The organism is Avibacterium sp. 21-595 (genome assembly GCF_023611905.1).
Taxonomy (GTDB): Bacteria; Pseudomonadota; Gammaproteobacteria; order Enterobacterales; family Pasteurellaceae; genus Avibacterium.
This window is the reverse complement of the sequence record NZ_CP091455.1, coordinates 1,408,824-1,420,420: the sequence shown is the minus strand read 5'-3', so window position 1 is coordinate 1,420,420 and position 11,597 is coordinate 1,408,824. Positions and strand designations below refer to the sequence as shown.

Genomic DNA, 11,597 nt, shown 5'->3' with positions numbered 1-11,597 from the left:
ATAACATAGGCAATACGGTGATTTTAACAAGATATTTAACGAAAGAAGTATTAAAAAGCCAAATGGCGATCCTGTTCATTTTACTTCTCATTTTTTTCTGCCAACAACTTGTGCGTGTACTTGGTTCGGCTGCAAACGGAAAAGTGCCGGCAGATTTGGTATTTTCCTTATTAGGATTGGGGATGCCGACAATGGCACAATTAATGTTGCCTTTGTGTTTATTCATTGCTTTATTACTTACCTTTGGTCGCCTTTATGCAGAAAGTGAAATTACGGTAATGCGTGCTTGCGGCGTAGGGCAACGTTTATTGGTAAAAGTCGCATTAATTTTATCTTTAGCCACTGCGGGATTAGCAGCTTACAATGCGTTGGTTCTTTCGCCTTGGGCATTACAAAAGCAAAGCCAAATCGTCAAAGATGCAAAAGCAAACCCAACAATGGGGGCGTTAGCAGCAGGGCAGTTTATTTCAGCGAATAGTAGTGATTTGGTTTTATTTATTGATAAAGTTCAAAATAATACCATTGAAGGGGTTTATGTTTTTCAAATGCAAAATAAAAAAAATGAAAAACCCTCTGTCATTATGGCTGATCGTGGTGAACTCACCGCGTTACCAAATGGTGATCAGGTGTTAAACCTCACCCATAGCCAACGCATTGAAGGGAGTGCCGTGTTACCTGATTTCCGTATTACCGATTTTGAGCAGTATCAAGCCTACTTAGGTTATAAAGCCACAGAAAATGAGACTGATGATGCCGAAACTTTGCCCTTAAGCCAACTATTAAATAGCACGACGCCAGCGGGTAAAACAGAGCTTCATTGGCGCATTACACTTATTTTAGCAGTTCCTATTATGGCATTAATCGCGGTACCACTGAGTCGTGTTAATCCTCGCCAAGGACGATTTGCCAAAATTTTACCCGCACTTTTACTTTATCTCATTTATTTTTTATTGCAGAGTTCTTTTAAATCAGCGGGGGCAGCTGGGAAAGTCGATGCAAGTGTACTTATGCCAGTGGTAAATTTTAGCTTTTTGGCGTTAGGTATATTATTGAATGGCTGGAACAGTGCCTTTATGTACAAAATTCGCTATCAATTATTCAAAAAACGTGCCTAAGGAATAAAAATAATGATGAATACATTAGACCGTTATATTGGAAAATCCATTTTAGGGGCGATTTTTGCCACCTTGCTTACCTTAGTTGGACTCTCAGCAATTATCAAATTTGTCGAGCAATTTCGTAGCGTAGGGCGAGGAACTTACGATGTATTACACGCGGGACTTTTCACGGTATTAACAATTCCAAAAGATATTGAAACCTTCTTTCCAATGGCAGCACTACTTGGTGCATTAATTGCCTTGGGAAATCTAGCTAGTCGTAGTGAATTAGTGGTCATGCAAGCGTCAGGATTTTCACGCTTAAAAATTGGTTTTGCCGTAATGAAAACCGCCATTCCCTTGGTGATCATTACAATGATCATTGGTGAATGGGGGATTCCTCAAACGGAACAATTTGCACGAGATATGCGTGCTAAAGCGATTTCTGGCGGAGAAATGCTTTCCGTTAAAAATGGTGTATGGGCAAAAGATGGCAATGATTTTATCTATGTGAGACGAATTACCGACAACGTAAAACTCAATGATATTTATATTTATCATTTCAATGATAAACGCCAGTTAGAACAAGTCAGCCACGCGAATCAAGCAGAATTTAAAGAGGGCAACTGGCAATTAATGCAAGTGAATAAATCACAAATTGCTACAGACAAAATTACAACAACGAATTATCTTAACGAAGCGTGGCAAACCACCTTAACGCCTGATAAATTGGGCATTGTCTCCTTACGTCCAACCTCACTTTCTATTTCAGGGCTGGCAGATTATATTGCGTTTATGAAAGAAACCGGACAAGACGCAAAACGTTTTGAACTCACTTATTGGCGTAAACTCTTCCAACCAATTTCCGTTGGGGTAATGATGTTACTTGCCCTTTCTTTCATTTTTGGTCCATTGCGTAGTGTTACAATGGGTGCAAGAATGATCACCGGAATTTGCTTTGGCTTTTTATTTTATGTCGTTAATGAGATTTTCGGCCCACTCAGTTTAGTTTATAATGTGCCGCCAATTGCCGGGGCATTAATGCCTAGCGGGCTATTTATTCTTATTACTTGGTGGTTATTAGCGCATAAACGTTAATACTAAAGTGCGGTATAAAAAAGAGCCATTTTTATAATGGCTTTTTGATTATTTATAACAGGAAATTTTATGACAGAAAACAATTCACTCACCTTGGTAACACATACGCTTTCTCAATGGAAAGATTGGCTGATTGGTTTTATTCCTAATATTGTTTCAGCCATTATTTTACTTACACTTTTCTATTTTTTAGCCAACATTCTGAGCAAAGTCGCACTGCGCATCTATAGCCGTTTATTCGCAAAAAACTTGCGTGCGGCGAAAGGCATTGCCATTGGTGTGAAAATACTGATTTGGTTTTTAGGCATTATTCTGGCGTTAGAAGTATTACACCTTGCCTCATTTCTAACTCACTTACTGGCTGGTGCAGGAATTGTGGGCATTATCGCCGGATTTGCCTTTAAAGATATTGCATCTAATGCGTTTTCAGGCTTATTAATTAAATCAGAACAACCTTTTGATATTGGAGATTGGGTAAATATCAACAATTCAATTGGTAAAGTAATGAACATTGGTTTAGTTACCGTAGAATTAATGACCATTGAAGGGGAAACCGCCTTAATTCCAAATCAGATGATTTATAGTGGCGAGTTTTTTAATTATTCTAAATTGAAAAAACGCCGCGTGATTTTATCTACGGGCGTGTCTTATGGTGATGATCTGGATAAAGTTCGCCAAGTTACCTTAGCATTAATGCAAGAGTGGGATTTTGTAATCGATAAAAATGACATCAATTTCTACTTTACTGATATTGGTAGTTCAACCTTTGATTTCGTTATTCGTTTCTGGGTAAATTTTGTAACCTATGAAGATTATTTAGAATCCAAAAGCCAAGCAATTATGGCGTTGAAAAAACGCTTTGAGCAAGAAAATATCAGCATTGCCTACAACGTAACTACGCTTGATTTTGGCGTAAAAGGCGGTGTGAACTTGTTCGATAAAACTCTTCAACTCAATGACAATCGCGCAACCACAAAAGCACAATAACGAAAAACCAAATGTGAGCCTATCTTTCAACGATAGGCTTTTTTATCCCAAGTAAAAATTTTACTGTATTTCTTTCTACAAAGTGCGGTGAAAATGCGTGAAATTTACACCGCTCTTTAAAATTGACTAAAATTACTTCACTCATCATTAAATTGACAAATTTTACTTGCAAGCAAAAATCAACTCCGTATAATTCATCACATCTAAAGCATAACAAATGCTTTTACCTAAATATCTCTTTAGCCAGTGTGACGAAATTGGTAGACGTAGCGGATTCAAAATCCGCCGCCCTTAAAAGCGTGTCGGTTCGAGTCCGACCACTGGCACCATTAAGAATTTCATATTAAGTCGTAAGTTAAGCCTTTAAAATTAATAACTTACGGCTTTTTTCTTTTCTGATGAATTATCCAAAATATCATTTTTAGCATCAAATTTTGTCGTGTTTAAAAGGCGGTATCGTAGACAAAAAATGATCTGCCCCTCAAGAGTTGGACTAAACAACCAACTGATCAAGGTGCAGATTTTTTATGACGAAATATACTCAAGGTTTCAAACAACAAGTACTCGACTTTTATCTTCAAAATGGAAAAAATCGTTCGCTTACTCGCCGCTATTTTCAGCTTACCAAAAGCACATTAGCATGCTGGATTGCAACATTTAATCATAATGGAATCAATGGATTAGCTGCGTTAGGTAAAAACGCTGTTATTCTGTTGAATTTAAATTAAAGGTCATTCAAGCGATCAAAAAAGGACAATGTTGCGCTGAAGCCGCGTGCTTTCACTTTGATATCCCCAATTCCGGGATAATTAGCCAATGGCTGCAAACCTTCAAAAAATAAGGTATAGAGGGAGTATTTCCCAAACCTAAAGGTTGTTCAAGTATGAAACTAACATCGACTAAAATGCCACCGAAGCCCAAAATAGAAGAGGAGAGCTTGCGTTACCCAATTTTGGAATGAGAAGCGGAGAATGCAATACTAAAAAAGTGGCAGGAATTCAACCAACAAAAATGCAGAAAAAGCTGTCATTGTAAATACCTTGCGCTCGCGTTTTGCGTTAGTGCCTTCTTTTATTATCTCAAGTCAAAGGTTGATAAAAATGTAGTGATTTCACAGCAAATAGAGGTTATTTATCGCAAAAATGACGAAAATTATGGGGAGCGTCGAATTACCTTAGAATTAAGAATATTTATGGCTGTCCTAGATAACTAGGCTAAACTCCCTTTAACTAATTGTTTTAAAATAGAAATTTGAGATTTTAAGTTACTGTTATTAAAACGCCATTCGCATTCCTTCAAATAAAGCTCAAAATGCGCTTTAGGAATACCGTTAAACTTGCGTAAATGGCGTTTCGCCTGATTCCAAAAGTTCTCAATTCCGCTAATGTGATTTTGTTTTTCTGCAAAGTGTGTACTGTGATTGATGCGAAAATGGTTAAATTCACTCACGTCAAGTACATCATAACTTCGGTAGAAATCAGTGTAAACAAGGCTATCAGGCTTTACTTGCTCGCGAATGATTGGCAACAATGTCGCAGATTGGGTATTTGGCACCGCGACGGTGTAAACCTTACCATTGCGCTTTAAAAGCCCAAATATATTCGGACGTAAAGATGTCGGTGATCATCAATTATTCGGTATATTAGGATGTGGCAAATCACAAATTGCTTATGCCAAAGTGGCGTTAAATATTGTTGATGTGAATACTTCCGAAATTGTTTATTCGACACAAGGTGCGGGAGAATATAGCTTATCTAACAGAGAAATCATTGGTTTTGGTGGTACTTAGGGCTATGATTCAACACTTAATGGTAAAGTACTCGATCTTGCTATTCGTGAAGCAGTAAATAATTTAGCCGAATCTATCGACAATGGTGCTTGGAAACCCAATCCATAAAGAGGTAGCAAATGGTGCGTAAATTGTCTAAATCATCTTTACTATTTAGTATGGCTATGCTCTTAGTCACTTGTGGAATACATCAAAAGTCGATGTATTACTGGAAAGATTATAATAATGCTGTATATAACTATCTTAAAAATAATAATACTTCTCTCTAACGCCACTTGGGGAATGTTAACAGCAACAACCTATCCATTATCAGAGGCTGGTTATTATGTTTTTCCTGTTGCCGTCGTTAATGAAACATTTAAGCAAAATGGGCTAACCAATGCAGCAGATATCCATAATATTAAGTTAGATAAGCTACATTCTATTTTTAATAATGATGCAGTACTATACATAACAGTAAAAGACTATGGAACACGTTATCAATTAATTCAGAGTGTAACAACCGTTGAAGCAACTGCGAAGTTAGTTGATGCTAAAAATGGTAAAGAATTATGGTATGGAACAGCTATCGCATCTGATGCGGGTCAGAAAAATAATAACGGTGGATTAATCGGCGCGCTTGTTGGGGCTATTGTTGATCAAGTTGCTGGGACATTACTAGATAAAGGCTATGATATCGCTCAGTTAGCAGGGGCTCAGTTATTATCGCCAACAAAACCAAATGGGATTTTATATGGCCCTCGCTCCCCCAAATATAAAACAGAAATCAATAAATAGCTTATGATATTAAAGGGCAGAATTATTATTCTGCTCTTTATTTTAAACCTGCCATACCAACATCACAAAAAACAATAATGATACGCCCATTTCAACCATTCCCACTTGCTTTACTGAAAGTTTATATTTAGGAAGAATTAAGGCGCGGAGAAATGGTGGAAAAAAGGCGAGTGCTAACCCATATTGCTGGCATAAGGCAAAACCTAATATACAAAGCAAATGAAAAAGAATGGAAATTTGTAAATATCGAGGATTTTTGCGTTCACGCATTACAGATTTAACATAAAGGGTTACACCTACAAAAAATAGGCTTGGATATAGCGCCACCCAGTAGATTTTATGATCGAATTGCGAGTTAGCGAAATAATACGCGGCCATTCCAGCGATCGCAAAAATAATAATCCCTGCAAAATCATTAAGTAATGCTCGCTCATTTTTTTGTTTTACATAATAAATATTCACTGCCACAAAAGGTAACATTGCGAGTAAAAAATAGAATATATGCCAGTTATGCAACAAGGCAGGTAAGGCAAAAAGTAAGCTAGCTGTCGCGTAAATTAGCGTCCATTTACGATAAAATTCAAGATTTCTGCCTTTAAATAAATTTAAAAAAGGATAGGTCATCAAATAAAGAGAGAACCACGCTAGCAAAAGAAATAAATGGCGTGTCATCGGCGTGGAGAGCAACATTCCGTATAAAAACGGCATTAATGCCATCACGATAGCACCGTGTTGATTGGAAATAAGCAATTTCATAATAAATTTTCTAAGTGCGGTGAAAAATTACCAAGAATTTTAGCTATTTTTACGTACAATCGCTATAATCTTTGCGAATTATTTTTATTTCATAGAAAGGAAAAAACGATGACAACTATCCAACGTTTTCACACCAATGAACGCCTTGCTGAAATGTGCATTTACAATGGCGTAGCTTATTTGGCGGGGCAAGTGCCAGAAAATACTCAAGGCAATGCCTATGAGCAAACCAAAGAAGTGCTAGGTTTGATTGATAAATTGCTGGCGGAAGCGGGTTCAAATAAAAGTAACATCTTAAATGCACAGATTTTCTTGGCTGATATGCAAGATTATACGGAAATGAACCGAGCTTGGGATGAGTGGGTGGATCGTCATAATCCACCAAGCCGTGCAACCGTAGAAGCAAAACTCGCACTGCCTGAGTGGAAAGTGGAAATCGTCATTACGGCTGCGGTTTAAGCAAGGTTAATTCCACCAGTAACGGATTATGATCGGAGCTGGTGGTTTGCATCGTGCGTGCAGACTTCACATTAAAACCGCGTACAAATACCCAATCTAGCGGATTCGCTAAAAAACGTAGCCTGTCATCTGGCTGAAATGAGACAGGAACTAAACCATAAAGTGCGGTGAGTTTTTTAATTAAATTTATCCGCCCACTATTCCACGCATTGAAATCCCCTGCCAGAATAATTGGCCCTTGATGCGATTTAATCAGTTTAAACATTGCTTCTAACTGCTGTTGATAGCGAACTGGGTTAAGCTCAAAATTGACCAAATGTAAATTAATCGTTAATAAAGATTGCCCATTCGCCAACGGAAACCTCATCGCATTCCCCACTTTAGGAATACGAATCCAAGGCTCGACAGAGGAACCCGCACAGAAAGATTGTGGCTGAAAATGGCTCATCAGCATTACCCCAGATTGCTTCCCCAAATAAGCAAAGCTACTGGCATAAAGTGCGGTAGGAAATTGCTGAGAAAATTGCTGTGCTAAATGTTGCTCGCTAGATACCTCTTGCAAAAAAAGAAAATCGGATGCTTTCGCAAAGCGCGAAAGTGCGTTTTGCCAACCTTTATCTTGCCCTTTGTGCATATTCCACACTAACAGACGAAAATTCTGCTGCTCAATAGGTTTAACAGATTGCTCGGTATAAAAACAGGTCACTGCGCTATCCAGTGCTTTACGCTGATAAGCCAATGGGCTTTTTGTATGAAATTGAATTTGCGGAACAGGATAAATTTCTAGGCTATGCCACAAATAGCCCAAACCAAGCAAAATCATCCCTAATAGGGCAATAAAAAAGGATTTTAGTTTACTCATTTTGATGTATTTTGAAAATTTGTGCTTTCTAAATAATAGCAGTTTACTTATACTACGCCAATTAATTTGGCTTATTCTCCATCCCTTTCCTTTATCAAGTGGAGCAAAATGAGCCACTTTTCTTAGCAAAATTCTTTATTATTTTGATTAAGGCTCTTCAATGAACGTTTATACCTACATTTGCTTTCTCTCTGCCATTTCTATTTTGATTGGTTTTATTACGCAGAAAATTAATGACAAAATTCAATATACCATTGCCATCACCGCCACCTCAATGGTTGCTTCTCTGATTTTGTTAATAATGGGGCATTTCAATTTATTGCACATTGATTCACTTGCCAAGGGCGTGATGGAACAAATTGATTTTAAAAGCTTTCTGCTCAACGGGATTTTAGGTTTTCTTCTCTTTGCCGGGGCGCTAGGCATAAAACTCCCCGTAATGAAAAGCCAAAAATGTGAAATCACCATTCTCGCCTTATTTTCTACTTTCGCCTCCACATTCCTTATCGGTTCAAGTTTTTATCTTTTAACTTACATCCTTGGCTGGGAAGTGGATTTTATCTATTGTATGTTGTTTGGCGCATTAATTTCGCCTACTGACCCTATTGCCGTATTGGCGATTATCAAAAATCTCAAAGCACCAAAAAAACTTTCGATGAAAGTAGAGGGAGAATCCTTATTTAATGACGGTGTGGGTTTGGTGATTTTTACCACTATTTTTGCCGTCGCATTTGGGGGCAAACAGCCAACAATCGCCGATGTCAGCGAACTCTTTTTTATGGAAGCAGGCGGCGGATTATTATTTGGCTTAGTTCTTGGATTAATCGCACACTTTCTTATTTCTGCTACTGATGATGGTAGTTTAGAAATTCTCCTTACGCTCACCATTCCTACGGCGGGCTTTATGATTGCCGATTTACTTGAAGTTTCCGGCGCATTAGCAATGGTGGTGTCGGGCATCATTATCGGTAACTGGACAAGACACACAGGATTTTCCAAACAAAGTCAGCACTATTTAGATCATTTTTGGGAAATGATCGATCATTTCCTCAACTCCCTTTTATTCCTGTTAATTGGTGCGGCAATGTTATTAGTAAATTTCACCTATCAAGGCATTATCCTTAGCTTGATTGCTATTCCATTGTGTTTACTGTGTCGTTATATCAGTGTATGGACGCCCTTTAAATTTCTCAGTATGAAAACCACATACAATCCATATACCTTACGCATTCTCACTTGGGGCGGTTTACGCGGTGGGCTTTCACTGGCAATGGCACTTTCTCTTCCCGTGGGTAGCCTATATATCCCTAAAATTGGTATGAACGTGCGCGATTTGCTCTTAGTGATGACCTATGCCGTGGTAATGTTCTCCATTCTCGTCCAAGGCACAACCATTGAAACAATGGTTCGTAAATCTAAAGAAGCCACCTTACAAGCCAGAGGCTATGTAGGGTTAAAGCCTGAGCATAAAGAAGAAAAAGAGGCATAAAAAAGATAAAAAAGAAAGGCTAACTCAAGTGATCTGCCCCCAAAAAGTTAGACTCTATTTTAATTCAAGGGCTGAGTTCTGTATTTCACGGGGCTTAGTCCTTTTAGCTTCACTTGAATACGCTCATTCTTGTAGTAATGAATGTACTCGTAAATCACTTTTTCAAGCTGTTCAAAGGTCTCAAACCGTTTGCCAAAGTAACATTCCGTCTTCAATCGCCCGAAAAAGCTTTCCATCGCGCCATTATCAAGACAATTGCCTTTTCTCGACATACTTTGCTTAATCCCGTGTTTTTTCAATATTCCACACCAAAGTCATAGTGTTTTTAGCTGTTTTTTTGGTGTCCCAAAGTTAAACCGAAATTCACATTCTTTCAAGAATAACGGAAAAGATTTCTTGTCAATTTTGTTATATTTTCTTAGTACTCGTTTAGCCTGATTCCAGAAATTTTCAATCCCATTAATGTGATTTTTTGCTTCTGCGAAATGCGTTGAATGATTAATTCTGACGTGCTTAAATTCGCTTATATCTAGCACATCGTAGCTGTGATAGTAATCGGTATAAACAACGCTATCAGGCATAATTTTCCTTTTAATTACAGGGAGTAAGGTGTTAGCCTTAGTGTTTTCAACAATAACCGTATAGACTTTTCCTTCTCGCTTCAGCATTCCAAAAACAGCTGTTTTATCCTTAGCACCTCGCCCCTTTTTTCTTTTTTTCCCGATAAAATCGCTTTCATCAAGCTCGATTTCACCAGCAAAAATTTCATTGGCATCTTGGGCTAAATGGTTGCTAATCACCTCCCTGATTTTGCGATAAAAGAGGGCGGCTGAATTAGGGTTAATTTCCAGTAAATTTGCTGCTGAACGAGCCGTCACTTCAAGCACAAAAAATTCTAGCTGTTTTTTCTATATAGATTTCTTGAGTTTACAATGAGTTATCTTCATTTTTATAGACTAACATATGCTAATCTAATACAGCCTCTTAAATTATTAGTTAATGTACCAACGTTATCCCAACACCGCACCACTTAAATCAATAAATATTCCTGCAATTGTTGCGCTCATTAAATTGGCTAGTGTGCCTGCAATTACTGCTTTTAAGCCGAGGCGTGCAATATCTGAGCGGCGGGTTGGTGCCATACTGCCAATGCCACCAATTAGCACGGCAATTGCGCTGAAGTTAGCAAAACCACATAAGGCAAAGGTGATAATGGCTTTGGTTTTATCACTAAGCTGAACGACAGCATCAGGTTGTAGATATTGGGCAAATTCTAGATAACCAACAAATTCATTGACAGCTAATTTCATTCCGATCATTTGCCCTGCGATTTCAGCATCTTGCCAAGGTACGCCAATAATAAAAGCAATAGGTTGGAATAAATAACCGAGTAGGCTTTGTAAGGTCAGATCGCCATAGCCAAACCAGCCACCGATACCGCCGATTAAGCCATTTAATAATGCAATGGAGGCAATAAAAGCAATCAACATTCCCCCTACATTAATAGCGAGCGTTACCCCTGATGCAGCACCATTTGCAAGGGCTTCCACAATATTATTGGGTTTGTCTGTTTTGACGTTTTCTTCTAATCTATCGCTGAATTTTTCTGTTTGTGGATACATCAATTTAGCAAACAATAATCCAGCAGGGGCTGCCATAAATGAGGCGGCGATTAAGTAGGTAAGTGGTACGCCCATTCCTGCATAGCCGGCTAATACCGATCCAGCGATGGAAGCCGTTCCGCCTACCATCACAGTAAAGAGTTCGGATTCAGTCATTCGACTAATAAATGGTTTCACAACCAGTGGGGCTTCCGTTTGTCCAACAAAAATATTGGCTGCCGCAGACATTGATTCTGCTTTGGAGGTGCCGAGTGCTTTTTGCAAGCCGCCGCCAATAATTTTGATCACCCATTGCATCACACCGATGTAGTACAATACAGAAATTAATGCAGAGAAGAAAACAATAATCGGTAGCACTTTGAAGGCAAAAATAAAGCCGATATTGCTTGGATCAGCAAGGTTACCAAAAAGGAATGCAATCCCTTCATTACCGTAATTAATGACTTTGCTCACGCCTTCAGCGGTGCTAAGTAGAGCATTTCTTCCAGCGGGAACATATAAAATGAGTGCAGCAAAGCCGATTTGTATGGCTAATGCACCGAAAATAGTGCGAAAATTAATGGCTTTGCGATTGTTGGAAAACAGCAATCCAATGCCAAGCAGGACGAAAATCCCGACAATACTGATAATGAGATCCATAGTTACGCTCCTTGATGAATGA

The 11,597-nt window shown here is 38.4% G+C and carries 10 protein-coding genes, 1 tRNA gene and 4 pseudogenes; 9 read left to right on the top strand and 6 right to left on the bottom strand.

The features are described 5' to 3' along the window. Nucleotides 1-17: 17 nt before the first annotated feature. The 5 genes and pseudogenes from lptF to L4F92_RS06570 form a co-directional block, all read left to right on the top strand. The gene (lptF, locus tag L4F92_RS06590) at nt 18-1,115 is read left to right on the top strand and encodes an LPS export ABC transporter permease LptF (RefSeq protein WP_250350061.1); all 1,098 of its coding nucleotides are present in this window, start codon (nt 18-20) and stop codon (nt 1,113-1,115) included. Nucleotides 1,116-1,127: 12 nt separating this feature from the next. Next, nucleotides 1,128-2,195 (top strand): LPS export ABC transporter permease LptG, encoded by a 1,068-nt coding sequence (gene lptG, locus L4F92_RS06585; protein ID WP_250363126.1) that lies wholly within the window; start codon nt 1,128-1,130, stop codon nt 2,193-2,195. Between the two features lie 69 nt (nt 2,196-2,264). Then, entirely contained in the window at nt 2,265-3,182 is a 918-nt protein-coding gene (locus L4F92_RS06580) for a mechanosensitive ion channel family protein (protein ID WP_250363125.1), read from the top strand. A gap of 242 nt (nt 3,183-3,424) precedes the next feature. Continuing rightward, nucleotides 3,425-3,511: transfer RNA gene (locus L4F92_RS06575), tRNA-Leu, on the top strand. A gap of 198 nt (nt 3,512-3,709) precedes the next feature. Next, nucleotides 3,710-4,389 (top strand): annotated as a pseudogene (locus L4F92_RS06570) (helix-turn-helix domain-containing protein); the annotation flags it as partial. Between the two features lie 2 nt (nt 4,390-4,391). Here the strand turns inward: L4F92_RS06570 and L4F92_RS06565 are convergent. Then, a pseudogene (locus L4F92_RS06565) lies at nt 4,392-4,781 on the bottom strand (IS1595 family transposase); the annotation flags it as partial. A gap of 1 nt (nt 4,782) precedes the next feature. On the opposite strand from L4F92_RS06565, the pseudogene L4F92_RS06560 reads away from it, so the two are divergent. Together L4F92_RS06560 and L4F92_RS06555 are read left to right on the top strand one after the other, a co-directional pair. Beyond that, nucleotides 4,783-5,079 (top strand): annotated as a pseudogene (locus tag L4F92_RS06560) (CsgG/HfaB family protein); the annotation flags it as partial. Nucleotides 5,080-5,196: 117 nt separating this feature from the next. Continuing rightward, nucleotides 5,197-5,748 (top strand): DUF799 domain-containing protein, encoded by a 552-nt coding sequence (locus tag L4F92_RS06555; protein ID WP_250363124.1) that lies wholly within the window; start codon nt 5,197-5,199, stop codon nt 5,746-5,748. Between the two features lie 42 nt (nt 5,749-5,790). On the opposite strand, the gene L4F92_RS06550 is transcribed toward L4F92_RS06555, so the two are convergent. Further along, a complete protein-coding gene (locus tag L4F92_RS06550) occupies nt 5,791-6,504 on the bottom strand; it encodes a YwiC-like family protein (protein ID WP_250363123.1) in 714 nt (237 codons plus the stop codon). 108 nt (nt 6,505-6,612) lie between these two features. Here L4F92_RS06550 and L4F92_RS06545 point away from each other — a divergent pair, with 108 nt between their 5' ends. Then, a complete protein-coding gene (locus L4F92_RS06545; protein ID WP_250363122.1) occupies nt 6,613-6,963 on the top strand; it encodes a RidA family protein in 351 nt (116 codons plus the stop codon). On the opposite strand, the gene L4F92_RS06540 is transcribed toward L4F92_RS06545, so the two are convergent. Further along, complete coding sequence (locus tag L4F92_RS06540) at nt 6,947-7,825, bottom strand: endonuclease/exonuclease/phosphatase family protein (RefSeq protein ID WP_250363121.1); 879 nt, start codon at nt 7,823-7,825, stop codon at nt 6,947-6,949. The two genes, L4F92_RS06545 and L4F92_RS06540, sit on opposite strands and share 17 nt — an antisense overlap. A 160-nt stretch (nt 7,826-7,985) precedes the next feature. Between L4F92_RS06540 and L4F92_RS06535 the strand changes: the two genes are divergently transcribed. Then, nucleotides 7,986-9,314, top strand: a complete 1,329-nt coding sequence (locus L4F92_RS06535) for a cation:proton antiporter (protein ID WP_250363120.1) — start codon at nt 7,986-7,988, stop codon at nt 9,312-9,314. Between the two features lie 59 nt (nt 9,315-9,373). Here L4F92_RS06535 and L4F92_RS06530 read toward each other — a convergent pair. The 3 genes and pseudogenes from L4F92_RS06530 to L4F92_RS06520 all read right to left on the bottom strand — a co-directional run. Further along, nucleotides 9,374-9,616: pseudogene (locus tag L4F92_RS06530) on the bottom strand (transposase); the annotation flags it as partial. Nucleotides 9,617-9,628: 12 nt separating this feature from the next. Continuing rightward, the gene (locus tag L4F92_RS06525) at nt 9,629-10,201 is read right to left on the bottom strand and encodes an IS1595 family transposase (protein WP_250363119.1); all 573 of its coding nucleotides are present in this window, start codon (nt 10,199-10,201) and stop codon (nt 9,629-9,631) included. Nucleotides 10,202-10,324: 123 nt separating this feature from the next. After that, the gene (locus L4F92_RS06520; protein ID WP_250363118.1) at nt 10,325-11,575 is read right to left on the bottom strand and encodes a NupC/NupG family nucleoside CNT transporter; all 1,251 of its coding nucleotides are present in this window, start codon (nt 11,573-11,575) and stop codon (nt 10,325-10,327) included. Nucleotides 11,576-11,597 lie beyond the last annotated feature (22 nt).